This is a genomic window from Tsuneonella rigui, assembly GCF_003958625.1.
Taxonomy (GTDB): Bacteria; Pseudomonadota; Alphaproteobacteria; order Sphingomonadales; family Sphingomonadaceae; genus Tsuneonella; species Tsuneonella rigui.
Window position 1 is genome coordinate 183,073 of the sequence record NZ_RSEL01000013.1, and the last position, 23,886, is coordinate 206,958.

20 protein-coding genes and 1 tRNA gene are annotated in these 23,886 nt (G+C 66.9%); 7 read left to right on the forward strand and 14 right to left on the reverse strand.

Features of this window, described 5'->3' with window-relative positions; translation table 11 throughout:
- Positions 1-2: 2 nt before the first annotated feature.
- Positions 3-75 (reverse strand) — tRNA-Thr (locus ELY12_RS05360).
- 57 nt (positions 76-132) lie between these two features.
- Positions 133-504 (reverse strand): VOC family protein, encoded by a 372-nt coding sequence (locus tag ELY12_RS05365; protein ID WP_126175669.1) that lies wholly within the window; start codon positions 502-504, stop codon positions 133-135.
- Positions 505-594: 90 nt separating this feature from the next.
- Between ELY12_RS05365 and soxR the strand changes: the two genes are divergently transcribed.
- Positions 595-1,032 carry a redox-sensitive transcriptional activator SoxR gene (gene soxR / locus ELY12_RS05370; RefSeq protein ID WP_126175823.1) on the forward strand — a complete coding sequence of 146 codons (438 nt, stop codon included), beginning with the start codon at positions 595-597 and terminating at the stop codon, positions 1,030-1,032.
- Here soxR and ELY12_RS05375 read toward each other — a convergent pair.
- Both ELY12_RS05375 and ELY12_RS05380 read right to left on the reverse strand, forming a co-directional pair.
- On the reverse strand, positions 1,029-1,556 hold the full coding sequence (locus ELY12_RS05375) for a SixA phosphatase family protein (protein ID WP_126175670.1): 528 nt from the start codon (positions 1,554-1,556) through the stop codon (positions 1,029-1,031). The two genes, soxR and ELY12_RS05375, sit on opposite strands and share 4 nt — an antisense overlap.
- A 1-nt stretch (position 1,557) precedes the next feature.
- Positions 1,558-4,278, reverse strand: a complete 2,721-nt coding sequence (locus ELY12_RS05380; RefSeq protein ID WP_126175671.1) for an ATP-dependent DNA helicase — start codon at positions 4,276-4,278, stop codon at positions 1,558-1,560.
- Between the two features lie 390 nt (positions 4,279-4,668).
- Here ELY12_RS05380 and ELY12_RS05385 point away from each other — a divergent pair, with 390 nt between their 5' ends.
- Together ELY12_RS05385 and ELY12_RS05390 are read left to right on the forward strand one after the other, a co-directional pair.
- Positions 4,669-6,276 (forward strand): lysine--tRNA ligase, encoded by a 1,608-nt coding sequence (locus ELY12_RS05385; RefSeq protein ID WP_126175672.1) that lies wholly within the window; start codon positions 4,669-4,671, stop codon positions 6,274-6,276.
- Complete coding sequence (locus tag ELY12_RS05390) at positions 6,273-6,848, forward strand: DUF1003 domain-containing protein (RefSeq protein WP_241229734.1); 576 nt, start codon at positions 6,273-6,275, stop codon at positions 6,846-6,848. Before ELY12_RS05385 ends, ELY12_RS05390 begins: the two co-directional genes overlap by 4 nt.
- 3 nt (positions 6,849-6,851) lie before the next feature.
- Here ELY12_RS05390 and ELY12_RS05395 read toward each other — a convergent pair whose 3' ends face one another.
- A complete protein-coding gene (locus ELY12_RS05395; protein WP_126175673.1) occupies positions 6,852-7,520 on the reverse strand; it encodes a prolyl hydroxylase family protein in 669 nt (222 codons plus the stop codon).
- A 98-nt stretch (positions 7,521-7,618) separates the two neighbouring features.
- Here ELY12_RS05395 and ELY12_RS05400 point away from each other — a divergent pair, with 98 nt between their 5' ends.
- Complete coding sequence (locus tag ELY12_RS05400) at positions 7,619-8,173, forward strand: cytochrome b (protein WP_126175674.1); 555 nt, start codon at positions 7,619-7,621, stop codon at positions 8,171-8,173.
- A gap of 88 nt (positions 8,174-8,261) precedes the next feature.
- On the opposite strand, the gene ELY12_RS05405 is transcribed toward ELY12_RS05400, so the two are convergent.
- Positions 8,262-9,218: an RcnB family protein gene (locus tag ELY12_RS05405; RefSeq protein ID WP_126175675.1), complete on the reverse strand. Its 957-nt coding sequence runs from the start codon at positions 9,216-9,218 to the stop codon at positions 8,262-8,264.
- A gap of 379 nt (positions 9,219-9,597) precedes the next feature.
- A complete protein-coding gene (locus ELY12_RS05410; RefSeq protein ID WP_126175676.1) occupies positions 9,598-10,176 on the reverse strand; it encodes an FMN-dependent NADH-azoreductase in 579 nt (192 codons plus the stop codon).
- Between the two features lie 103 nt (positions 10,177-10,279).
- On the opposite strand from ELY12_RS05410, the gene ELY12_RS05415 reads away from it, so the two are divergent.
- The gene (locus tag ELY12_RS05415) at positions 10,280-10,687 is read left to right on the forward strand and encodes a winged helix-turn-helix transcriptional regulator (protein WP_126175677.1); all 408 of its coding nucleotides are present in this window, start codon (positions 10,280-10,282) and stop codon (positions 10,685-10,687) included.
- Between the two features lie 2 nt (positions 10,688-10,689).
- Here the strand turns inward: ELY12_RS05415 and ELY12_RS05420 are convergent, their stop codons facing one another.
- From ELY12_RS05420 to ettA, 3 genes are all read right to left on the reverse strand, one after another.
- Positions 10,690-11,130 (reverse strand): BLUF domain-containing protein, encoded by a 441-nt coding sequence (locus tag ELY12_RS05420; RefSeq protein ID WP_126175678.1) that lies wholly within the window; start codon positions 11,128-11,130, stop codon positions 10,690-10,692.
- 119 nt (positions 11,131-11,249) lie between these two features.
- Entirely contained in the window at positions 11,250-13,031 is a 1,782-nt protein-coding gene (locus ELY12_RS05425; protein ID WP_126175679.1) for a YadA family autotransporter adhesin, read from the reverse strand.
- A 331-nt stretch (positions 13,032-13,362) separates the two neighbouring features.
- On the reverse strand, positions 13,363-15,036 hold the full coding sequence (gene ettA, locus ELY12_RS05430) for an energy-dependent translational throttle protein EttA (RefSeq protein WP_126175680.1): 1,674 nt from the start codon (positions 15,034-15,036) through the stop codon (positions 13,363-13,365).
- A gap of 112 nt (positions 15,037-15,148) precedes the next feature.
- On the opposite strand from ettA, the gene ELY12_RS05435 reads away from it, so the two are divergent.
- Positions 15,149-16,525 carry a M20/M25/M40 family metallo-hydrolase gene (locus ELY12_RS05435; protein WP_126175681.1) on the forward strand — a complete coding sequence of 459 codons (1,377 nt, stop codon included), beginning with the start codon at positions 15,149-15,151 and terminating at the stop codon, positions 16,523-16,525.
- On the opposite strand, the gene ELY12_RS05440 is transcribed toward ELY12_RS05435, so the two are convergent.
- Positions 16,509-17,291, reverse strand: a complete 783-nt coding sequence (locus tag ELY12_RS05440) for a potassium channel family protein (RefSeq protein WP_126175682.1) — start codon at positions 17,289-17,291, stop codon at positions 16,509-16,511. The genes ELY12_RS05435 and ELY12_RS05440 overlap by 17 nt on opposite strands.
- A gap of 88 nt (positions 17,292-17,379) precedes the next feature.
- On the opposite strand from ELY12_RS05440, the gene ELY12_RS05445 reads away from it, so the two are divergent.
- Positions 17,380-17,964 (forward strand): NADPH-dependent FMN reductase, encoded by a 585-nt coding sequence (locus ELY12_RS05445; RefSeq protein ID WP_126175683.1) that lies wholly within the window; start codon positions 17,380-17,382, stop codon positions 17,962-17,964.
- On the opposite strand, the gene ELY12_RS05450 is transcribed toward ELY12_RS05445, so the two are convergent.
- The 3 genes from ELY12_RS05450 to dctA are packed head-to-tail and all read right to left on the reverse strand — an operon-like array spanning position 17,961 to position 23,763.
- Complete coding sequence (locus ELY12_RS05450; protein WP_126175684.1) at positions 17,961-19,265, reverse strand: hypothetical protein; 1,305 nt, start codon at positions 19,263-19,265, stop codon at positions 17,961-17,963. The two genes, ELY12_RS05445 and ELY12_RS05450, sit on opposite strands and share 4 nt — an antisense overlap.
- Entirely contained in the window at positions 19,265-22,339 is a 3,075-nt protein-coding gene (locus ELY12_RS05455) for a TonB-dependent receptor domain-containing protein (RefSeq protein ID WP_126175685.1), read from the reverse strand. Before ELY12_RS05455 ends, ELY12_RS05450 begins: the two co-directional genes overlap by 1 nt.
- Before the next feature lie 44 nt (positions 22,340-22,383).
- The gene (dctA, locus tag ELY12_RS05460; protein ID WP_126175686.1) at positions 22,384-23,763 is read right to left on the reverse strand and encodes a C4-dicarboxylate transporter DctA; all 1,380 of its coding nucleotides are present in this window, start codon (positions 23,761-23,763) and stop codon (positions 22,384-22,386) included.
- Positions 23,764-23,886 lie beyond the last annotated feature (123 nt).

Sequence of the window (23,886 nt, forward strand, 5' to 3'; positions counted from 1 at the left end):
GGTGCCGGCTGCAGGATTCGAACCCGCGGCCCCCTGATTACAAATCAGGTGCTCTACCAACTGAGCTAAGCCGGCGGACCAGCGGTCCGCGCGCGCTTTGCGGCAATCCGCGGCCGAGGTCCAGAGGCTCGCTTAGGCGTAGCTGACCACTTCCCATTCGATGTGGTCCCAATCGAAGAAGTAGAACCGGCGGCCGGGCTCGTAGTCAGCATGATTGAACGGTTCGAGTCCGGATTCCTTCACCACCTCCTCCGCCGCATTGAGATCGTCGACCAGCAGGCCGACATGGTTGAGCGGCGCGCCCTTGGCGCAAGGCCCCGCGGCGCCGTCGCGCGTGTAGAGCGCGATGTAGGCGTCATCGGTGCCGCAGTGGATCGTCCACCCGCCGAGCTGCGAGGGACCCCGCCAGCGTTCGTGCCAGCCGCATAGCTTTTCCAGCAGCGCGGCGCTGCGCTCGGGGTCGGAGACGGTGATGTTGCAATGTTCGAGCGTGCCGGTCGGCATCGGAATCCCTCGCTTCTGCCGCGGATCGAATCGCCCGCTTGGCGTTGATGCAACCTCAAGCTAACTTGAGGTCAAGGAGATTTCGCGATGCTGCGATCGAGCGACCTTTTGACCATCGGCGACCTCGCGCGCCGCACCGGCCTGTCGGTCTCGGCAATCCGCTATTACGAGAAGCGCGGCCTGATCGAACCGCTGCGTACCGGCGGCAACCAGCGGCGTTTCCTGCGCAGCGACATCCGCCGCCTGAGCTTCGTCCTGATCGCGCAGAACCTTGGCCTGTCACTCGGCGAAATCGAGCGCGAGCTGGCGCGTCTGCCGCAGGGCCGCAATCCCTCGCAGCGCGATTGGGAGCGAATCAGCACCGGCGTCCGCGCCGCAATCGACGCCAGGATCGCGACGCTCGAAAAGACCCGCGAGGACCTCACCGGATGCATCGGCTGCGGCTGCCTGAGCCTGAAGAAATGCCGCCTCTACAACCCACAGGACAAGTGGGGCGAGGGCGGTGCCGGACCCCGCGTGCTGCGCTAGGCTTCCGGTCCCAGCGTCGGATCGAGATCACGCGGCCTGGCGAAGTGGACCAGTTTGCCGATGTCCTTGCCCAGCGCGGACCAGTCATCGATCGCCAGCTCCAGCACCGCGAAGGTGGCGGTGGGGAACTTGACCGAGGCTTCGTCGAACAGGTCGTTCTCGTGCTCCGGCGGGATCAGCGCGAACAGGACGTCCTGCAGGCCAGGGTTGTGCCCCGCGAGGAGGACCGTGTCGGCCTCGCCTGCCTCGCGCAGGACATCGAGCAGTGTGTCCGCATCAGCGAGGTAGACGCGCTTGTCGTAACGCCCCTCGACCCCCGGCAGCGCCTCGTCGAGCGTCTGCACCACTCGCGCGGCGGGGCTGGCGACGACGGCGCCCCACTTCACCCCGTGATCGCGGATGTGCTGGCCGATCAGGCGCGCGCCGCGGCGGCCGCGCTCGTTCAGGCCGCGGTCGAAATCGCGCATGCCAATGTCGTCCCAATCGGACTTCGCATGGCGCAGGAGGCCGAGCAGTTTGGGCAGGTCAGATCATCCCATCTGCGGCCGCATCGGCCGGTGTCGCCTGTCCGGAAACACCGGAAGCGAGGCGTTGTAAACCCTCGTCGAGTGTACAGCGTATGACAGGCGTGCCGGGTGGGAAGGCAGTGAGGAGCCGGCTGGGGAAGGCGGGCGAGAGTACCACGAAATGGCCGCGGTCTTCCTTCGAACGGATCAGCCGCCCGAATGCTTGCGCCAGCCGCGCGCGGATCAGGCGGTCGTCGTAGGCGCTGCCTCCACCCGCAGCGCGGCGCGCGCGGTGGAGGATGGTCGGGCGCGGCCAGGGCACTTGCTCCATCACCACGCAGCGCAAGCTCCGGCCCGGTACGTCGACCCCGTCGCGCAAGGCGTCGGTGCCGAGCAGCGAGGCGGCGGGATCATCGCGGAAGATATCGACCAGCGTCCCCGTGTCGATCGGATCGACATGCTGCGAGAACAGCGGCAGCCCGCTGCGGGCGAGCCGGTCGGCGATCCGCCCATGCACCGCGCGCAACCGGCGGATGGCGGTGAACAGGCCCAGCACCCCGCCGCCGCACGCCTCGATGATCCGGCCATAGGCGCCCGCCAGCGCCGGGATGTCCCCGCGCTGGATGTCGGTGACGATCAGCACCTCGGCGTTGCTGGCATAGTCGAATGGGCTCTCCGCCTCGCTCAGCCGGGGCTGCGCGTCGAGATGATGCGCCCCGCTGCGCGCGATCGCGGCGTCCCAGTCGGCGCCGTCCTTCAGCGTGGCGCTGGTCAGCATCACCCCATGCGCCGGTTCGAGCACCACGCGCGCGAATGGCTTCATCGGGTCGAGCCAGTGGCGGTGGAGGCCGACGTCGAATTCGCGCGTATCGCTGCGTTCGACCGCCAGCCAGTCGACGAACTCCGGATCGCCCGGGCCGCCGAGCCGGTCGAGCAGCGCCTCCCATGCCGCGAGCAGGTCGCAGCGCCATTGCAGCGAGTGCCGCGAACCCTCGATCCGCGCGCGGCCCTGCGCGTCGAGCCAACCGGGTGGATCGGCGAGGATCGCCTCCAGCCGCCCGCCGAGCTTCATCAGCGGTGAGCGGATCGCGGCGAGCGCACCGGCGGCCTGTCCGGCCAGTTCGACCACCGGCCCATCGAGCCCGGCCGCCTCGGTCTCGATTCCGTAACCTGCTTCCTGTCCGCCGCTCTCGTCGCGCGCGTAAGTGGTCGCGCGTACCGCGCCGAGCAGCGCTTCGACCGGCCCGTGCGGCACGCCCTCGACCAGCCGCTGCAACCAGCCTTCGCTCGGCAGCACCTGTGCCGCTTCGAGTGCGGCCTCGATGGCATCGCCGCCCGCATCGTCGTAGCTCGCGACATCGGCCAACCGCGCGGCCAGACCACGCCGCCGTCCGCGTGATTGCTTCTCCGGTCCGACGATCCAGCGCCTGAGCTCGATCGCCTCGGCCCCCGTCAGTGCGGCGGCGAAAGTCGAATCCGCCGCCTCGAACACATGATGCCCTTCGTCGAACACGATCCGCGTCGGCCGCTGCGCATGGTCGCGCCCGCGCGCGGCGTTGACCATCACCAGCGCGTGGTTGGCGATGACGAGATCGGCCTGCGCGGAGGCGCGCGCGGCGTGCTCGATGAAGCATTTCCGGTAGTGCGGGCAGCCGGCATAGACGCACTCGCCGCGCTGGTCGGTCAACGCCGCGATCCCGCGCTTCCTGAACAGCGTGCCGAGCCAGCCGGGCAGGTCGCCGCCGATCATGTCGCCGTCCTGGCTGAACGCCGCCCACCGCGCGACCAGTTGCGCGAGGATCGCTGCACGCCCGCCGAACCCGCCCTGCAGCGCATCTTCCAGGTTGAGCAGGCACAGGTAGTTCTCGCGCCCCTTGCGCACCACCACGGGGCGCGTGCCGTCCTGCCGGGTATGCGGCCACGCGCGCGCGCTCTCGCGGCGGAGCTGGCGCTGGAGGTTCTTGGTGAAGGTACTGACCCACACGGTGCCGCCCGACCGCTCGCTCCACAAGTGCGCGGGGGCGAGATAGCCGAGCGTCTTGCCGATCCCGGTGCCCGCCTGGGCCAGCAATACGTGCGGCACCCCGCGCTTGGTCCGCGGCGCGAACACCGCGCCGGCCTCCCGCGCGTAGCGGCGCTGGCCCTCGCGCACCTCCGCGCCTTCGCCGGTCAGGCGGGCGAGGCGGCCTTCGACTTCCTCCTCCTCGATCAGCACGTGGCCCGGGGCGGGGCGCTCGGGCGCTTCCTCCCATTCGGGCAGGCGGGCGAATAGCCAGCGCTCGGCTTTCTCGGGCTTGCGAACGTGTGGCAGCAGCACCTGCGCCCACGGCCAGCGCATGCGGGTGAGGGATTGCAGAGTGGACCACGCGCCTTCGCGCTCGGGCCAGTCGTCGCTTTCGCAAGTCTCGATCAGCTTGCCGGCTGCGGCTTGAAGGAACGGCGGCACCGCGTCGTCGCCGGCGGGCTCGTCCATTCCCAGCGCGTGCGCCAGTCCCTTGGGCGTCGGCACTGCGAACCGCGCGGGATGCACGAAGGCGAACAACTCGAGCAGGTCGAGCCCGGAGAGATCGGGATAGCCAAGCCGCGTCGCCACCAGCGGCGCGTTGAGCAGCAGCAGCGGGGTATCCGCCGCCGCCATGACGGCATCGCCCTTGCCGCATCCGCGCGTCGCTTCACGATCGCGCAGCCAGGTGCCGGCGTGGCTCGCATGCAGGGCAGGGAGGAGAAGCGGAGCGCTCACTACCTACCCATGCGAAGCGCGGAACGAAAAGTAAACATCCTGCCTGTCCTACAGGCGGGGAAACGGGTTAGGCGGGACGCATGACGGTCTCGCCAAAGCCAAATAGCCCTCTCTCCTTGAGGGAGAGGGTTGGGAGAGGGGGCCGCCGCGCAGCGGCGGCTGCGCCGCCGACCCCTCTCCCTCCGCCGCTAACGCGGCTCCTCCCTCTCCCTCAAGGGGAGAGGGGAAGGTGACAATGTGGACACCTCAGATCGGCGCGAAGCATTTGGAAATGCAAAGGAATATCAGTCCATCTGAGTTTCGAAAAAAGGGGTACTTCAGTGTGACACGGAAGGTCACACTCCCTGCCGACTTGCCTCTCCCGCCCTCATGCGCGAAGGCGCGCACGCAATGACTGACGATGCCCTGATCGAAGCCGCCCGCGTGTCCAAGGCTTGGCCGTTCGAGGAGGCGCGCAAGCTCTTGAAGCGCTATCCCGACGGCCGCCGGCCCGACGGGCAGCCGGTGGTGTTCGAAACCGGATATGGTCCCAGCGGCCTGCCGCACATCGGCACGTTCCAGGAAGTGCTGCGCACCACGCTGGTCCGCCGCGCGTTCGAGGCGCTGACCGGCGGTGCGCCCACGCGGCTGGTCGCTTTCAGCGACGACATGGACGGGCTGCGCAAGGTGCCCGACAACGTGCCCAACCAGGCGCTGCTGGCGCAGCATCTCGGCAAGCCGCTCTCGCGCATTCCCGATCCGTTCGAAGCCGGTTTCCCCAGCTTCGCGGCGCACAATAACGCGAAGCTGCGTGCCTTCCTCGACCGCTTTGGGTTCGACTATGAGTTTGTTTCCTCGAGTGAGATGTACAACGCGGGCGCGTTCGACGAGGCGCTGCGCGGCGTGCTGCGCACCAATCAAGCGATCCTCGACATCATGCTGCCGACGCTGCGGGCCGAGCGGGCGGCGACTTATTCGCCGATCCTGCCGGTCAGTCCGACCACCGGCGCGGTGCTGCAGGTGCCGGTCGAGGTGGTCGATGCCGAGTCGGGCACGATCCGCTTTACCGACGAGAATGGTGAAGCGGTCGAACAATCGGCCCTCGGCGGGATGTCGAAACTGCAGTGGAAGGTCGACTGGGCGATGCGCTGGGTCGCGCTCGGCGTCGACTACGAGATGTACGGCAAGGACCTCACCGACAGCGGCGTGCAATCGGGCAAGATCGCCCAGGTGCTCGGCGGGCGGAAGCCGGAGGGGCTGATCTACGAACTGTTCCTCGACGCCAACGGCGAGAAGATCTCCAAGTCCAAGGGCAACGGCCTGACGATCGAGGAATGGCTCACCTACGGCAGCGAGGAGAGCCTGGGGTTCTACATCTTCCCCAATCCCAAGAGCGCCAAGAGCCTGCACGCCGGGGTGATCCCGCGCGCGGTGGACGACTACTGGCAGTTCCGCGGGCAGCTCGCCGAGCAGCCGCTCGACAAGCAGCTCGGCAATCCGGTGTGGCACCTGCTCCGCACGACCGACAAGGCCGGTGAGGGCGCGGGCGACACGCTGCCGGTGACCTACGCCCTGCTGCTTAACCTCGTCGGCGTGCTCGGCGCGGGCGCCACGCGCGAGCAAGTGTGGTCGTACCTCGGCAACTACGTGGGCGATGCCGATCCGGCCGCGCACCCGGAGCTCGACAAGCTGGTCGGCACCGCGCTCGCCTATAACCGCGATTTCATTGCCCCTGGCTTGGTGCGGCAGGCGCCCACTGCCAACGAGGCCGCGGCTTTGCGCGAGCTCGACCAACAATTGTCAGGGCTGGAACCCGACACGTCGGCCGAGACTCTGCAGACGATGGTCTATGAAATCGGCAAGCGCGAGGAGTTTGGTTTTGCCTCTTTGCGCGACTGGTTCCAGGGGCTCTACCGCACCCTGCTCGGGAGCGACCAGGGGCCGCGCATGGGCAGCTTCATCGCGCTCTACGGCATCGCCAACACCCGCCAGCTGATCGCCGAGGCGCTTGCTCGGTGAGCGACGACCCGCTGGAGATAGACTGCGACGACGAAGCGCTCGATCGGCTCGCGATCGAGTTGCTCGGGCGGCGCTGCAGCGATCTCGATGCGGACGAGCAGCTGGTCCTGAAACGCGTGCTCGCCGGCACCTTCGTCGGCTGCGATGCCGACGAGACCGCGCAGCTCAATTCGACCTGGGGCGACCGTCTGGCCGACAAGGTTGCGGCGGTTGGCGGTAGCTGGGGCTTCATCGTTGCGTTCATGCTGGTGATGGCCGGGTGGATGGCGATCAACGTCGCGCACTTCGGTGGCGCGAATTTCGATCCCTATCCGTTCATCCTGCTCAACCTGACCCTATCGACGCTCGCCGCGCTGCAGGCGCCGGTGATCATGATGAGCCAGAACCGGCAATCGAAGAAGGACCGCATCACCGCCCGGCACGACTACGAGGTCAACTTGCGCACCCAGCTCGAGATCGTCCGCCTGTCGCGCAAGCTCGACAAGATGATGCACCTCGCAATCCGCGAGGCGAAGAAGACCGGCGAGGAAATCGAAGAGGTGATCGAGGAGATCAAAAACCCCTCGAAGTAAGGCTCACTTCCATTTACGGGTGCGGTACCACTTGGTCAGGACGTATTTCACGCCCGCCACCACCGGCGTGCCGGCGTGGAGCGTGTTCTCGTTAGGCGAGCCGTCCGGCAGCGCATTGTTCCACACCAGCAGTACGCCCGGCTTGGGCTCGATCTTGGCGCCCACCTCCACGAAGTGCGTCTCGCCGCCCGCCTCGACCTTGTTGAGGAACGCCATAGCCGTCCAGCTCCGCTGCCCGCCGCGCTTGCGTTCGCCCTTCCAGTAGTTTTCGCTAGTGTAGAACCAGTCGTTGTGGGGCTTGAATTCCTGGCCCGGGAAGTAGCGCTGGCCCTGGATGGTCTCGCCGCAGATGCCGTTGATGCCCATCAGGTCGTCGATCCGCCGGCTGACCGCCTTGATCAACGGGTCATAGGCATCGAGATCGCCAGAATAGGAGGTGCGGAAGCCGCTCGAATAGTCAGTGTCGTACAGCGAGCTCGGCCGCGCGACGGTGTCGATCATCCGCATCAGCCGCTCGCATTCGGAGGGCGTAAGGAAATTGCCCACCGCGAAAATCTCGGCCTTGTCGGTCGGCACTTTGTACACCCGCGGGTCGGCGGCCATCCGCTGGCGCACGGTTTCGCCCACGCGGCGCAGCGCATCCTTGTCGGGAATCATCTCGGTCGTTGGCATAGGCGAAGTCCTAGCAAGCTCGCCGGGGTGCGCAAAGCGGGCGCTTGTGAGGCCGCCGGGCGCTGCTAGAAGATCAGCAAACAATATGGGGAGCTGGTATGCAAACGGAACGCGGCGCGCGCTATTCGGGGGCGGCGATGCTGCTTCACTGGCTCATCGCGATTGCGGTGATCGTCAACTGGCGGCTGGCCGAAGGCGCGGAGCACGGATCGCGCGAGGATGCCGCCGCATTGATGGCGACGCACAAGGCGATCGGCATGACCATCCTCGCGCTGACGCTGGTGCGGCTGGCTTGGCGGCTGGCGCATCCGGTGATCGTGCGGACGCGCGACCTCAAGGTGTGGGAGCGGGTGCTCGCCAAGACGGTGCACGTGACGTTCTATGTGCTGCTGATCGGGTTGCCGATGCTCGGCTGGATCGCCTCGTCCTCGTTCGGCAAGCCGGTCGACTGGTTCGGCGTGTTCCAGATCCCCGCGCTGCCGGTGGGGCGGAGCGAGGATACCGGTGAGACCTTGTTCGATATCCACCACACGCTGGGCGGGATCATGGTTTGGCTGATCGCGCTGCATGTCGCCGGGGCGCTCAAGCACACCTTCTGGGACCGCGACGGGACGCTGTGGCGGATGCTGCCGTTCGGGACCCCGAGGGCCTGAGGAAAAGAACCCCCGCCGGCGCGTGCCGACGGGGGCTCAGTTATCCCGGGCAGGCCACTCAATCCCGACCGGGAAGAGCGTCTGCCGCTTACCAGAAGAAGTCGTAGATCACGTCGACCACTTCGCCGGTGTAGGTATCCACCAGCAGCGCGTCGTCGTAGTAGCGGACCCAGCGATACGGGCCGTAAGCTTCCGGCAGGCGGTACTGCCACGGATCGTTGATCCAGTAGCGGCTGCCGAAGAACAGGCTGCCGAGACGGAAGCCGATGCTCAGCCGGCTGTAGCTGTAGTTGCTGTACGGCGCGTAGTAGCGGCCCAGCCGATACCGGTCGCGGTACTGGTTGCGATAGCTGTACCAGTTGTACCGGTTGTTCGAGCGCCAGTCGCGGTTCCACGAGGTGTAGCGGCTGCCGTCGCGGTAGCCGGTACGGTTCCCGTCGCGATACCCGCTGCGGTAGGCGTTCTGCGTCTGCTGGCGGTCCTGCCGCGAATCGACGCGCCGGCCGTCACGGTAGCCATCGCGGTAGGTCTGGTTGCGCGAGGTGTCGGTGTAAGTCCGATTGCGCTGCCAGTTGTTGTCGCCGGTCCGGTTGCGCTGCCAGTTGTTGTCGCCGCTGCGGGTGGTCGAACGGCCGCCCCAGCTTTGCGAACGATCGCGCGTGGTAGCCTGAGCGCGGGCAGCGGCTTGCGCCTGGGCCTGAGCACTCTGGTTCCAGGTGCGGGTCGAGCGCGTCGCGCCAGTGTCGCTGCGGCGGTCACCCCGGTTCCAGTCGCGGCCGCTCCGCTCTTGCGCGGCGGGGGCCTGGTACGTGCGCTGTTGCTGCGGCGCCTGATAGGTGCGCTGCGGAGCCTGCGCGCGCGCCTGCTGGCGAGCTTGCGCTGCTTGGGCCCGCGCCTGGCCCGACGGCCGGTCGCCGCCGCGGGTTTCCCGATCGTGGCCGCGGCCGTGATCTTGCGCCTGGACGGCGGAGGGAAGTGCACCGAGCGCGAGAACCGCGGCCACTGCCGCGGCGCTTCCGGTGCGCAGGAAGGTTTTCAAAGTCATGGGCGTTCTCCGTGTTCGAGAAGGCCGCCCCACCACCTGCGGCTGTATCGATGCGAGTCGTCTAGTTAATGTTGGCTGTCGCGAAACTGAACCGCAAACAGCGCTTGGCGTTAAGCATGATGCCGGCGCGGGTAGGACTTGTCACACTTGTCACACTGTCCTGGAGACTTTTCGTCGCCTTATGCCGAAAGGTGTCGCCTTGATGCGAGGCGGCGTCGCCTTGTGGGGTGACAGTGTCGCCTTGCATGCCGACGCTGTCGCCTTGTCGACACCGAGTGTCGCCTTGCTCCAAGGGATCAGCACGATACGATTGATGAGAGTGGGATACATGGGTGCCGCCATAGCGAAGCGGCACCCGTGTAGGAAAATGCGAAAAGGCTCAGGCGACCGGGCAGGCCGCCCCGATCTCGCGCACCGTGCCGAGCGCGGCCTCGAGCGCGGCGGCGCGCGCTTCGTCGCCCAGCGCCAGGCCCTCGGCGATCACGAACTTCGGTTCGGTGATGCCGATGAAGGCGAGCACGTCGGTGATGTAGCGCTCGGCATGCTCGATGCTGCGCTGCTCGGTGCCTTCGCCGTAGTGGCCGCCGCGGGCGAGGGCGACGATTACCTGCTTGTCGCCGGCGAGGCCGACCGGGCCGGTCTCGGTGTACTTGAAGGTCTGGCCGGTGATCAGCACGCGGTCGAACCACGCCTTGAGCTGGGTCGGCACCGTGAAGTTGTACATCGGCGCACCGATCACGATCACGTCGGCGGCCTGGAACTCGGCGAGCGCCGCCTGCGAAGCGTCGGTGCCGAAGCCGGGCAAAGTCAGGTGGTCGAGCGGATCGGCTACCAGATCGCGGTAGGTGACCGCGGCGGTCGGATCGGCATCGGTCAATTCCTGGACGATCGCGGCCGAGAGCTGGCGGCTCGCCGAATTGTCGCCGGTGATGCTCGAATCGAGGTGGAGGATGTTCATGGTTGGCTCCTTGAGTGGGTAGTCACTAATCTTGACCAGCACCACATAAGTGACCACATAGGACCCGCAAGAACGCAAATTTTCCTGACCAGGTCACACCGATATGACTGCCTCCAAAGTCGCCGGCACGATCGCGCCGCACCCGCATTCCAACCCCGACTGCCGCGCCGTGAGCGAGTTGCTCAGCCGCGTCGGTGACAAATGGACCGTGCTGATCGTCAAGTCGCTGGAGGGCAAATCCTGCCGCTTCAACGAACTGAAGCGCGAGATCGGTGGCATCAGCCAGCAGATGCTCACCCGCACCCTGCGCACGCTGGAACGCGACGGCATGGTCGAGCGGATCGTCCATCCCACGGTGCCACCGTCGGTCGAATACCGGCTAACCGAGCTCGGGCAATCACTCGCCGTGCCGGTGATGGCGCTGGCCGAATGGACCTTCGCGCATCTGCCGCAAATTCACGCTAATCGAGCCGCCTACGACCACGCCGAGCGCGAACTGCGCGTCGCCTAGCGTCAGGTCGAGCGCGAAGGATCGGCGTTGAACTGAGCCTCGGCGAGCTCGCTCATCAGCTTCCACAACGCAGAGACGTCGCCAGGCAGAGGTGGACGGCTGGACGCGTCGGACAGCTTCGCCATCGCATCGTCCAATTGCGCGCACATCCCGATATGCGCCAAGCTCCAGCGCGGGAAGGACCGCTGCGGGATCATCTCGCTGGCGACGATCGCAATGTCGCGGTGCCGGGGATCGGCCTCGATCCGCTGCATGACCGCCATCACCGCACCTCGTGGGCCTTCGAGCACCTGCGCAAAGCGGGTCGGCGTGCTCACCAGCGCGCCGGTGATCGCGTTCGCCTTGTTATACGTCAGCGACACCTCAAGGACTTTCGCCAGCTCCTCGTCGAGCGCGGCGGGCGGGATCTGGTTGTGGCTGGTATAGAGCAGGGCGAACGGCACGCGCTTTGACTAATATGTCGATGCGCCCGCTGTCGAGGACGAGATGAGCGATTGGGATCGAAGTTGCTGGTGACCAGGTCACCCCAACTCGACAGATCGAAGCGCGAAGGGCCGCGCGTTCAAAAGCTCACCCCGGCACCCATCGCGACCGAGCCCTTGCCATTCATGTCGATCGTGCCGCTCGCTTTGAAGGCGACGGTTTCGCCCGCGGTCGATACGCCGAAGCCGAACGCCGTTTGCCCACGGTAGTGGCCGACCGCCCCGCCGATCATCGATTTGCCCGCTTCCATCGATTGCGGGACCGTCGCCAGGGCGATCGCCGCAGCCGTGCCGGCAAACGCGCTCTCCTTGAGATCGCGGAGATCGAAGTCGAGCTGGGCAAAGCGCGTGTCGGTATAGGCGTTGGCGTCCGAGAGCACCTGGGTCATCCCGCCCTGGAACTGCGCGAGCGAAGCCTGCAGCTGCCGGAGATTGACCGCGTCGGTGCCCGCGGTTGCGTCCGCGACGTTGGATACGCGGACCGCGCCGCCGGTTGCGCCGGTGAAGGCCACGGTATCGGTCGGGCCGACCGTCGGCAGGCCGTCGGCATCGCCGACATACTTCACCGGTACGTTGTTCACCTGCGCCTGCACTGCGGCGATCTGGGTCGTGTTGTTGGTCACCCGGGCATCGATCGCCGTCACGCTCGTCGAGAGCTGACCGATCGAGATGCTGTTGTTCGTCACCCGGCCGTCGAGCGCGGCGATGTCACCCGCATTCTGCGTCACCTGCGTCGAGATCGACGAGATGTCGCTCGTATTCTGCGCGACCTGCGCGCCGATCGTGGAAATATCGGCGCTGTTCTGCGTCACGCGGGCATCGACCGCTGCGATATCGGCGCTGTTCTGCGTGGTCCTGGCGTCGAGCCCGCCGATCGCAGCGGTATTCGCCGCGACTTGCTGATTGGTGGCGTAAAGCTGCGCGCCGTTAACCGCTTGCATCGAGCCAGGGGCCAAGGTCCCCGGCGCAACATTGTTCAGCGTCGTTCCCGCTGCGCCGGCGAAGGTCACGCTGTCGAACGTGGGACTGTCATACTTCACCGCATCGAACGAAAGCGCGGACAGGTCCGCCTGAAGCGTCACGATGGCGCCGGTATTCGCGGCGACCTGCTGGTTGGTCGCGAACAGCTGGCCACCATTGACCGCATCGGTTGAGTTTGCGGCGACCGTTCCGGCGGCGAGGTTCGTCAGCCCGGTCCCGTCCGCTCCGTCGAGTGCAATCACCGTGTGGCTGCCGTCGGCATAGCGCACGGTGTCGGCGGTCGCGGCGCTGACCGCGCCTTGCACCTGGCCGACCGTCGCCGCATCGCTGGGCGCCGTGCCGGGCGCTATATTAGTGAGTTGGCGCTCCATTCCCGGTGCGCCGAACGATACCGTTCCGGCCGAGCTGGCAGGGCCCGCCACACCGTACGCCGAATAGCCGGCCAGCGCCGCACGATCGTTGACCGATCCCGCGCCGATGGAGACGCCATTGGTCGCCGTGACCGAAGCGCCGCTGCCGATGGCCACCGCGCCACTTGCGCCCACGGCCGTCGCGGCGCCGTTGCCGATCGCGATCGCGTCGAGCTCCGCGGCGCTCGCCGGCGTCCCCGAGCCCAGGCCGGTCAATTGGTTCCCGCCCAAGGCGACGCCTGCCGGGGTGTTGAGCGTGTATCCGTCGGTCGTCACGTTACAGGTGCCCGAACCGACCACGTTCCCGTCGGTATCGAGGACCTGCAGCGAAACCGTGTTGCCCGCGGCGATATCGGACACGGTGTCCGCTAATCCCAGGTTGACGTCCGGAAGCGAGAGAAGAGGCACTCCGAGGATGTTGACCGTCAGGAGCTCGTCGAACAGGTTCTCGACACCCTGAGCGGTCGGCACCAGCGTCCGTTGAAGCAGTGTGCGGAGCGCGGAATCGTCGATGCCCACTCCGGTGCAGACATCGACGACGGGTCGCAGGGCCTGTGCACTAGCGGGCGATGCCAGCGGTAGCGGAACGGCCGCAGTTAAAAAGAAGAGTCCGGTAGACGACGAGCGAACGTAACGCGCAACACGAGACATAGCTGTCTCTCCTCGGTACGACCCAAGGTGATGCGATCGCTGCCAGATTACGGCTAGAATTCTAAATACTTAGTTTAATCAGGTCGAGAACGCTAAGTATTTGAGAAAACTCTATTGTATCGTTTTCGCCGTAACTTTAGTTAGGCAGAGTTTAGCGCGTCAGCTTCTTGTACGCCAATCTGGTCGGCCGGTCTGCCGCATCGCCCAGCCGGCGTCGCTTGTCTTCCTCGTAAGCCTCGAAGTTGCCCTCGAACCACTCCACATGGCTGTCGCCTTCGAACGCGAGGATGTGCGTCGCCAGGCGATCGAGGAAGAAGCGGTCGTGGCTGATGACCACGGCGCACCCGGCGAAGTTCTCGATCGCCTCTTCGAGCGCGCCGAGGGTTTCGACGTCGAGGTCGTTGGTCGGCTCGTCGAGCAGGAGGACGTTGCCGCCTTCCTTCAGCATCTTGGCCATGTGCACGCGGTTGCGCTCACCGCCCGATAGCTTGCCGACGTTCTTCTGCTGGTCCGCGCCTTTGAAGTTGAACGCGCCGACATAGGCGCGCGTGCTCATGTCGTGGCCGTTGACCTTCATGTAATCGAGGCCGTCGGAGATCTCCTCCCAAACGTTGTGCTTGGGATCGAGATGATCGCGGCTCTGGTCGACGTAGCCGAGGTGGACGGTCGAGCCGATCTCGATGCTGCCGCTGTCCGGCGTTTCCTTGCCGGTGATGATCTTGAACAGCGTCGACTTGCCCGCGCCGTTCGGGCCGATCACGCCGACGATGCCGCCCGGCGGCAGGGTGAAGGTCAGGTCCTCGAACAGCAGTTTGTCACCATAGGCCTTGGAGATGTTCTTCACCTCGATGACCTTGCCGCCGAGGCGCTCGGGCACCTGGATGACGATCTGCGCCTTGCCGGGCTTCCGGTCCTTCTGGCTCTCCTGCAGTTCCTCGAACTTGCGGATGCGCGCCTTGGACTTGGTCTGGCGCGCGGCCGGGGTCTGCCGGATCCATTCGAGCTCGCGGCTGAGTGCCTTCGAGCGGCCGGATTCCTCGCGGCTTTCCTGTTCGAGGCGCTTGGCCTTCTTCTCCAGATAGGTCGAGTAGTTGCCCTCGTACGGGTAGTAGCTGCCGCGATCGAGCTCGAGGATCCAGCCCACCACGTTATCGAGGAAGTAGCGGTCGTGGGTGATCATCAGCACCGCGCCAGCATATTCCTTGAGGTGGTTTTCAAGCCACTGGACGCTCTCGGCGTCGAGGTGGTTGGTCGGCTCGTCGAGCAGCAGGATGCCGGGCTTCTGGATCAGCAGGCGGGTGAGCGCGACGCGGCGCTTCTCACCGCCCGACAGGTCCTTGACCGACCAATCGCCGGGCGGACAGCGCAGTGCCTCCATCGCCACTTCGAGCTGGTTGTCGAGCGTCCAGCCGTCGACCGCGTCGATCTTGTCCTGCAGCTCGGCCATCTCGGCGCCGAGCGCGTCGAAGTCGGCGTCTTCCTCGGCCATCTCCATGCCGATCGCGTTGAACCGCTCGACCATGTCGGCGGTCGCGCGGGCGCCGTCCTTGACGTTCTCGAGCACGGTCTTGGTGGGATCGAGCTCCGGCTCCTGTTCCAGATAGCCGACGGTGATGTTCTCGCCCGCCCAGGCTTCGCCGGTGAAGTCCTTGTCGATCCCCGCCATGATCTTGATCAGGGTCGACTTGCCCGCGCCGTTGGGGCCGACGATGCCGATCTTGGCGCCCTGGTAGAACTGCAGGTTGATGTCCTTCAGCACCGGCTTCTGCGCGCCGGGGAAGGTCTTCGTCATGCCTTTCATGACGTATGCGTACTGGGCGGCCATCGTGGGTCCTTGGAAAGCTTGGGATTGTCTGGAGTTGGCGCGCAGATAGGGGCTGGCGGGGAGTCGGGCAAGCCGCTTGGCAGAGGGGCGGCGAGCGGTTAGCAAGCGCGCCATGAGGTCGCTCAAGATCGCGCTCGCCGCGCTGCCGCTATTCGCCGCCACCGCCGTTTCCGCCATGCCGCCGCCGCTGCCGCTCGAATGGCTGGCCGACGATGCCGCCAAGAACGACCAGCTCGCATGGGACTTCACCGAAGGCGTGACGACCGAGGTCGGTCCGCGCCTCGCGGGGTCCGAGGCCGAGGCGCGCGCGCGTACTTTCGCGGTCGCCTGGCTCAAGCAGCACGGTTTCGCCAACGTGCATGTCGAGGACTTCACAATCCCCGGTTGGGAACGCGGTGAGGCGCGGGCGGAGATCGTCTCGCCGTTCGCGCAGCCCCTGACGCTCGCCGCGCTCGGCCGCAGCGGCGCGACCCCGGCGGAGGGCATCACGGCCGAAGTGGTACGCTTCGCCAGCTTCGCTGACTTGCAGGCCGCCCCGGCGGGGAGCCTCGAGGGCAAGATCGCCTACATCTCGAACGCAATGGAGAAGACGCAGGACGGCTCGGGTTATGGCTTTGCCGGGCCGGCACGCTGGGTCGGTCCTGCCATCGCCGCGGGAAAGGGGGCGGTCGCCACGGTGATCAAGTCGATCGGCACCGACCACCATCGCAATCCGCACACCGGCGGCACCACCTTCCGCGACGTGGAGCCGATCCCGGCCGCGGCGCTGGCGGTGCCCGACGCCGAGCAGCTCGACCGCGTGTTCGCCCGCGCCAAGGGCAAGCCGGTCACGCTGCACCTCACGCTCACCCCGCGCAGCGTCGGGCCGCTGCCCTCGGGTAACGTGATCGCTGACATCGTCGGCACCGATCCCTCGCTGCCGCCGGTTATCCTAGCCTGCCACCTCGATAGCTGGGACCTCGGCACCGGCGCGATCGACGACGGTGCGGGGTGCGGCATCATCGCCGCGGCCGCCAAGCAGGCGACCAAGAGCGATCGCCCGCTGCGCACCATTCGCTTGCTGCTGGCCGGTTCGGAGGAGCCCGGCGGCCTCGGCGGCGATGCCTTCGCCAAGGCGCATGGCGACAAGCCGGTCGCGGTCGCGCTGGAGAGCGATTTCGGCGCCGACCGGGTGTGGCGCTTCAAGTCCAATTTCGCGACCTCGAACGCCGATCTGCACAACCGGATCGCCCGCGCCGTGTCCCGCTTCGGCGTCTCGACCGTTACCACTCCCGCCGGCGGCGGCGAGGACATCGACATCGCGCGCGAGCAGAAAGCGGGGGTGATCGACCTCGACCAGGACGGCCTGCGCTATTTCGACCTGCACCACACCCCGGACGACACGCTCGACAAGGTCGATCCGGCGCAACTGCGCCAGAATGTCGCGGTGTGGACCCAGGTGGTCGGCATCCTCGCCAACGAGCGCGGAACGATCAACCCGGGGGAGTAACCCGCGAAGATTCGATCGCCCTCCGCAGCGCGGCGACTTCGGCCTGGAGCGCGCGCAGCTCGGCTGCGCCCGCAACCGGCCCGCTCTCTTCCTCGGCGTCGCGGCCGATGAAGAAGCTGGCGAAGGTTGCGGTCAGATAGCCGAGCACCGCGAGGCCGTAGAGCGAGAGCAGGAACGCCAGCACGCGGCCCTCAGTCGTCGCCGGCCAGAACTGGCTGCCGATCGTCGTCAGGAGCATGCCGGTCCACCATAGCGCATCCCAGTAATCGACGAACCCGCCCTTGACCTCGCTCGCCGGCTCGAAGCTGAGCATGCCCGCCGATCCCAGCGCGATCACCAGCATGGTCAGCATGGTGACATAGCCGAATTGCCGCCGCCGCAGCGTCGCTTGCAGCGCGCGCATGCTGCGGTTGGCGGTGCCGACGATGCGGATCAGGCGAATGCCGCGCGCCGCGCGCAGGATCGCAAGCGCGCGGAACAGCCGCAAGGCGGGCACGATCAGCGCGATCAGGGTCAGCCAGTTACGCTTCAGGAAGCGTCGCTTGTCGGGTGCGATCAAGAAGCGGACCACGAACTCGGCGATGAAGACGATCCAGATGATCGTCGCGAACACGCCGAGCAGCGGGCTGGTCCCGACTGTCAGGTCGATCACGATCAGCGCCAGCCAGATCAGGCTGAGAATCATCATCGGCGTGCGCAGCCACTCGTCCATGTGCCTGAGCGCGCGCCACCGTTCGAGCTGCAACGTCATGGTGGATAGACGCATGGACGTGGCGAGGGGTCCGGGGCAGGGGAAACCGCCGGTGGCCGGGGCGTTGTCCGAACGCGGGGCTCAAAGCGCAGGAGACGATGAAATGGCGGAACAGTTCAAGGTCGCGGTCGTGGTCGGCAGCCTGCGCAAGGAATCGATCAACCGCAAAGCGGCCAACGCGCTCGCCAAGCTCGCGCCCGACAATTTGGACCTCGAGATCGTCGAGATCGGCGACCTGCCGCTCTACGACGAGGATGTCGAAGCCGCCGGCGCCCCCGACGCGTGGACGCGCTTCCGCCAGGCGATCAAGGCCGCCGACGCGGTGCTGTTCGTCACCCCCGAATACAACCGCTCGGTGCCCGGCGGCCTCAAGAACGCGATCGACGTCGGCTCGCGCCCGTACGGCAGCAGCGCGTGGGCCGGAAAGCCCGCCGCGATCATGAGCGTGTCACCCGGCGCGATCGGTGGGTTCGGCGCGAACCACCACCTGCGCCAGTCGCTGGTGTTCCTCGACATGCCGATTTTGCAGCAGCCCGAAGCCTACGTCGGCGACGGCTTCCACCTGTTCGGCGAGGACGGTTCGATCGTGAAGGAAGGGACCGAGAAGTTCTTCCGCACCTTCATCGACGCGTTCGCCCGCTGGATCGAACGGACGGTTGCCGCGGAGAAACAAGACGGGGTGAGCTAGGGCGCGGCGGCGGGATCGATCAGGGTGCACTTCTGCGCCAACGATCCCTCCAGCGCCCTGCACCGGGCGATTACGCTAGCGGGCGCCGGCTTCGCTCCCCCTTGGACCCAGCTGACGAGCGCTTCGAGCGGCGCGAGATAGTCGGGCGCCGATAGCCGGCTGTGCGTGCCCTCGGCGGTCAGGAATTGCGTCAGCAGGTGGCTCTTGCCGGCAGCGGCGACCTTGGCCGCATACTCCGCGTCGGCGGTGGAGGAGACTGTCGGATCGTCGCGATAGTGCACCGTCAGCGTCGGCACCGCGATCAGGCCGGTGAGGTCGGCGTCGTAGGCAAGCCTGTCGATAGCGCGCTGATCGGCGGTGAAGCGCACGACTCCGCGATTGAGCGCCGCGTCGTCCGGCGAGCCGCGGTACACGGTCTTTCTGTTGTCGAACGGATTGAGGCCGCCGAGCCGCTTCTGCACCAAGTCCGCGAACGTGAAGGTCGCCCACTCGAGGTGGCTCTCGAGGTTCTCCGCCGCGATGCCGGTAACCCCGGTGATCGCCGCGAGCCGCTGGGCCTGTTCCGGCGAGCGCCTGCCGGCGGGTAGGCTCGCGCCGGTGCATTCGTCGAGCCGGCGGCCGACTTCGGCGCGCGTCCAGGTCGAGCCCTTGGCGGTGCCCTGCCACAGCGGGAACTGCGCCTCGTCGGGACGCGGCAGGTTGTTGCAATAGTACTGGTAAACCGCCCGCAGGTCCGCGCGGAAACCGTATGCGCCGGTGCCGCCGAAGAGCACGCCGTTGGTGATCAGCACGCCGTCGAAGTGGGTCTCGCCAGCGGGCGAGATGGCGTAGAGCTCGCTGGTCTTGGTCGCGACGTTGCCGCCCCAGGATTGCCCGTGGAGAATGGTCAGTCGCGGCTGGCCGAATTGCTTCCAGAATACCTTGCGGCTCTGGTCGACGTCTTCCGCCGCCATCCGCACGCCGTAACCGCCGCGGCGATAAGTCGAGCCGATCCACGCATAGCCCGCGCCGACCATCGCCCGGAAGCGGACCAGGTCTTCGTCGGAATCGTCCGCCTTAGGCTTGCCGAGCCGTGGGCCGCCGTGCGCGTGGACCACCAGCGCCCGGTTCCAGTCCTTGGGAACCGCCGCAAGCAGCCAGGCCCCGTGCCGGTCCTGCCCTCCGTAGCAAGTCGCCGCCACCGCCAACTCGGCCGGGCAGGCACGTTCCTTTAGCGTCTCGGCGGGCTCGCCCGCCACCGCGCCGCTCGCCCCGGCAAGCATCGCGGCGGCGATCGCGGCGCGGAAGGGCAGCACGGACATCAGAACTCTGTGGTGACCGAGGTGTACCAGTAACGACCGTACGGCAGATACAGCGCGCCGACGTAGCCTTCGGAATTGAGCGGCGGCGCCTTGTCCTCGATGTTCCGCACGCCCACTCGCCAGCGGTACGTGCCGATCCGGTCGTCCTTGATCCGCACCTGCGCGTAGAGATTGGTCGTGATCTGCGATTCCACTCGGTACGGAGTGCCGTCGAGGCCGATGAAGTTGAGATCGTTCACCCCGCCGGTGTAGCGCGAGAAGGCGCCGATCTGGAACTGGCCGAGCGACCAGGTGAGCGAAGCGGTGCCGCGCCACTTGGGCCGGCTGTTCGCTTCGATCAGGTCCTGGGTCTCGGGCAGCGGGGTCTGGATATTGATCTCTCCCGCATCGCGCGCGGCGACGAGGTCGGCCACCAGCGGGCCCGGATCGCGCGAGAACTTGAGCAGGCGGCTGGCATTCACCGCCAGGTCGAAGGTGCCGATCGCGGTCTTGGGCGTCTTCCAGTAGAACCCGAAGTCGAGCCCGCGGACGGTCTGCGGCTGCAGGTTGATGAACTGGTCGCGCAGTACCGTGATCCGGCCCGCCGGAGCGATGCCCGATCCCGCGAAGAACGCGATATCGTCGGCGTTCGCCGGATCGCGGATAACGTTCGGGTTCGACGAGCCGTTGAGCCGCGCGAGGTAGTCGAGCGCGATCGCGGTGTCTGCGCCGAGGATGCCCACGATGTCGGTCTGCTTGATCGACCAGTAATCGACCGTGAAGGTGATCCGTCCAAGGCTGTCGAGGAAGCGCGGCTCGATCACCGCGCCGAGGTTGTAGTTGGTGCTCTTCTCCGGCTTGAGGTCGGGGTTGCCCGAGACCCGGCGCGAGACGCCGAAGCCGGCGCCGCAGTCGGCGAACGGCTCGCTCCGGACCCGCAGGTCGGCCTCGCAGCGGATCAGGTCCTGCACGGTAGCGAGACGGGCGTATTCGACCGCGTTGACCTGCTCCAGGTTCGGCGCGCGGAAGCCCTTGGAATAGGACCCCCGCAGGCGCAGCCCGTCGAACACGTCCCACGCTGCGGCGACCTTGGGCCGGGCGACGCTGCCGAAATCGCTGTAGTGCTCATAGCGGCCCGCCAGCTGCAGGTCGAAGCTGCGCATCAGCGGGACGTTCATGTCGGGCGAGATGACCGGGACGGCGAGTTCGGCATAAGCGGCGGCGACGGTGCGCTTGCCGTAGGTGTCGGGATTGTCGCTGACCGCGATCGCGTCGCTGATGGTGACCGCGCCGGTGACCGCGTCGGTGAAGGGGCTCGACCCGTCGACCGCCTCGTCGCGGTCGTCGCGCTGCGCTTCGCGGCGGATCTCGCCGCCGATGGCGATCCCGACGGGGCCGGCGGGCAGGTTGAACAGGTCGTTCCGCGAGGCGCGGAAGTCGCCCATGATCAGCTCGGTCGAGGAATAACGGTCGAGAATAAAGCCGATCGCGTCGATCGCGGTCTGCGAGCTGGGCGTGCAATCGCCGTAGCTGGTGTTGTCGAGACAGCCACCGTTGAACGGGTTGTAGGCGTCGGGCGTCGACAGCGCGAGCTGGTTCTGCAGCAGCGAGCTGCGCACCGCGTAGGACGCATCGTGCGCGGTGGCGCGCGAGTAGGTGAAGGCGCTGTCCCACTTGAAGCCCGCGGTCTCGCCCTTGAGGCCGAGCAGCGCGCGCAGCTGGCTGCCGGTGACATCGACCGACTGCGGACCGGTATCGGCGTAGCGATAGGTCGTCAGCGTCACCGGAAGCCCCGCGGCGGGCACGTTGGTGAGACCCGGGATGCGGTTGGGGTTGGGCTGGCCGTTGATCGTCGTCGGGCCGAACGGGTTGAAGTAGTTGCTCGCCGGAATGGTGATCGTGTTGAGGTTGATCACCGCCGGCTGCACGCGGTGCGTGTCGGAATAGTAGTACCCGAACTCGCCGAACAAGGTGAGCGTGTCGGTCAGGTCGTAGTGGCCGTTGGCGAAGGCGTTGTAGCGCTTGACCTCGGGCCACACCGTCGTGCCGACCGCAGTATCGTAGCGCAGGTTGCGGAAGGCGTTGTTCGACGCGAACGCGGTGTTGACCAGGCACAGGTCCTGGGTGAGCGCGTAAGTGCAGCCGCCGAAGCTCACCGGGCGGATCGTGAAGCTGCCCGCGCTGGTGGTGAGGTTGGTCGAGCCGCGGCGCGGACGGCCGCCGGTCACCGGCACCTGCAGCGCAGGCCAGGGTCCGCGGGTGGCGCGGCCGTCGGGCGTGAAGCCGGCGTAGTTGGGGTCGTCGGCGAAGAACGGACGCAAGTCGGCCGAGGCGGTGAAGTCCTGGTCCTCGGCGCGCAGTGCGGTGCGGTTGGTGTATTCGAACGAGACGGTCAGGTTGCCGCGGTCAAAGTTCTTGCCGGCGAGGATGTTGCCCTGGAATTCGCGCAAGTGCGTGCCTTCGGCGCCGCCGTACTGCGCCTGCATGCGTAGGCCATCGTAATCGTCCTTGAGCACGGTGTTGACCACGCCCGCCACGGCATCCGAGCCGTAGAGCGCGGCCGCGCCGTCGAGCAGGACCTCGAACCGTTCGAGCCCGGTGGTGGGGATGGCGTTCGAGTTATAGCTCAGCACCGGCACGGTTCCGGTGTCCGACAGGCCCTGGCTGGCGGGGTGGGTCACCACGCGGCGGCCGTTGATCAGCACCAGCGTGTTGCCGACGCCGAGCGAGCGCAAGTTGACCGAGCCGACATCGCCGCGCGCCGCATTGCTCGTCTGCGCGTTGTTGCCCGGGTTGAAGGTCACGTCGCCCATCTGCGGGATGCTGCGGATCAGCTCGTCGCCGCTCACTGCGCCCACCGAATCGAGCCGGTTCTGGTCGAGCACCACGACCGGCAGTGCCTCGGTCACCTTGGCGCCCTCGATCCGGGTGCCGACGACCACGATACCCTCGGCCGCCGCCTGATCGGTCGGCTGGCCGGTGGGATCGACCTCCTCGGTCGCCTGCTCGGGCGCGGCATCCTGCGCCCAGGCGGCCGCCGGGCACAGCCCGATCGCGGTCCCTGCGAGCAGCAGCTGAATGGTGGTCTTGCTCATGGTAACTCTCCCGAAATTCCGTTCGTCCGCCGCGTGGTCACGGCTCAATCTTCGTCTGCTTCACCGAGCTGCACCCCGGCCGGGGGCGTCACCGCGAAAGCCGGCGTTCCGGCGAGGGGGCGCGGCGCGCCGTGCAGCGCGGCGTCGAGCGCGCCGCGGTCGAGCTGGCCCTCCCAGCGCGAGATGACGATCGTCGCGACCGCGTTGCCGGTGAAGTTGGTGAGCGCGCGGCACTCGCTCATGAAGCGGTCGATGCCGAGGATCAGCGCCATGCCGGCGAGCGGGATCGAGGGAACGATCGACAGCGTCGCGGCGAGGGTGATGAAGCCCGCGCCGGTCACCCCGGCGGCGCCCTTCGAGCTGATCATCGCCACCAGCAGCAGCGCGATCTGCTGGCCGATCGACAGCTCCACGCCTGTCGCCTGCGCGATGAACAGCGCGGCAAGGGTCATGTAGATGTTCGTCCCGTCGAGGTTGAACGAATAGCCGGTCGGCACCACCAGCCCGACGATCGCCTTGGGGCAGCCGGCGGCCTCCATCTTCTGCAGCAGGCGCGGCAGCGCCGCCTCCGATGAGGAGGTGCCGAGGACGAGCAGCAGCTCTTCTTTGAGGTACGCGATCAGGCGGAAAACCGAGAAACCATTGTAGCGCGCGACCAGCCCGAGCACGAAGACCACGAACAGCAGCGAGGTGATGTAGAAGGTCGCGATCAGCGCGGCGAGGTCTGCGAGGGCGCTCAGGCCGTACTTGCCGATGGTGAAGGCCATCGCGCCGAACGCGCCGATCGGCGCCGCGCGCATCAGGATGCCGACCAGGCGGAATACCACTTCGGCCAGGCTCTCCAGCGCGCCGGTGATCCGCGCGCCCGCCTCGCCCGCGCCCATCAGCGCGATGCCGAACAGGACGGCGACGAACAGCGCCTGGAGGATCGAGCCCTCGGTCAGCGCCGAGACGGCGGTGGTCGGGATGATGTCGAGCAGGAACTTGGTGACCGAGGCTTCCTCGGCCTTGGTGTGATACTCCGCGATCGCGCCGCTATCGAGCGTCGCGGGATCGATGTGCATCCCCGCGCCCGGTTGCACCACGTTGGCGACGATGAGCCCGATGATCAGCGCGAGGGTGGAGAAGGTGAGGAAATAGGCAAAGGTCTTGCCGACCACCCGGCCGAGCGTGCCCGCGCCGCGCGCGTTGCCGATGCCGGTCACCACGGTGAGGAAGATCACCGGGGCGATGATCATCTTCACCAGCTTGATGAAGCCTTCGCCGATCGGCTGGAGAGCTTCGCCCGTTGCGGGCCAGATCGCACCGACTGCAACTCCGACCACGATGGCGATCACCACCTGCAGGTAAAGCGAGCCCATCGCCCGGCGGAGGATGCCGGGGCGGGTGCCGGTCGGGATGGTCGATGCGGCGCTGGCCGCCATGGTCGCTCTCCTGTGACGCCTCAACGGGCGCTTGGCCTTGTCTGTGAAGAGAGTTATCGTGACCTGTCAACGCTATGTGCTGATTTATTAAAGCGCTGATTAAACGTCATTTTCATCGATACC

Excerpts from the sequence above, each read along its gene's own strand:
- ELY12_RS05365 (WP_126175669.1), bottom strand. The coding sequence starts at position 504 with ATGCCGACCGGCACGCTCGAACATTGCAACATCACCGTCTCCGACCCC.
- ELY12_RS05385 (WP_126175672.1), top strand. The coding sequence starts at position 4,669 with ATGACTGACGATGCCCTGATCGAAGCCGCCCGCGTGTCCAAGGCTTGG.
- ELY12_RS05395 (WP_126175673.1), bottom strand. The coding sequence starts at position 7,520 with ATGCCAACGACCGAGATGATTCCCGACAAGGATGCGCTGCGCCGCGTG.
- ELY12_RS05400 (WP_126175674.1), top strand. The coding sequence starts at position 7,619 with ATGCAAACGGAACGCGGCGCGCGCTATTCGGGGGCGGCGATGCTGCTT.
- ELY12_RS05405 (WP_126175675.1), bottom strand. The coding sequence starts at position 9,218 with ATGACTTTGAAAACCTTCCTGCGCACCGGAAGCGCCGCGGCAGTGGCC.
- ELY12_RS05410 (WP_126175676.1), bottom strand. The coding sequence starts at position 10,176 with ATGAACATCCTCCACCTCGATTCGAGCATCACCGGCGACAATTCGGCG.
- ELY12_RS05415 (WP_126175677.1), top strand. The coding sequence starts at position 10,280 with ATGACTGCCTCCAAAGTCGCCGGCACGATCGCGCCGCACCCGCATTCC.
- ettA (WP_126175680.1), bottom strand. The coding sequence starts at position 15,036 with ATGGCCGCCCAGTACGCATACGTCATGAAAGGCATGACGAAGACCTTC.
- ELY12_RS05435 (WP_126175681.1), top strand. The coding sequence starts at position 15,149 with ATGAGGTCGCTCAAGATCGCGCTCGCCGCGCTGCCGCTATTCGCCGCC.
- ELY12_RS05440 (WP_126175682.1), bottom strand. The coding sequence starts at position 17,291 with ATGCGTCTATCCACCATGACGTTGCAGCTCGAACGGTGGCGCGCGCTC.
- ELY12_RS05445 (WP_126175683.1), top strand. The coding sequence starts at position 17,380 with ATGGCGGAACAGTTCAAGGTCGCGGTCGTGGTCGGCAGCCTGCGCAAG.
- ELY12_RS05450 (WP_126175684.1), bottom strand. The coding sequence starts at position 19,265 with ATGTCCGTGCTGCCCTTCCGCGCCGCGATCGCCGCCGCGATGCTTGCC.
- ELY12_RS05455 (WP_126175685.1), bottom strand. The coding sequence starts at position 22,339 with ATGAGCAAGACCACCATTCAGCTGCTGCTCGCAGGGACCGCGATCGGG.
- dctA (WP_126175686.1), bottom strand. The coding sequence starts at position 23,763 with ATGGCGGCCAGCGCCGCATCGACCATCCCGACCGGCACCCGCCCCGGC.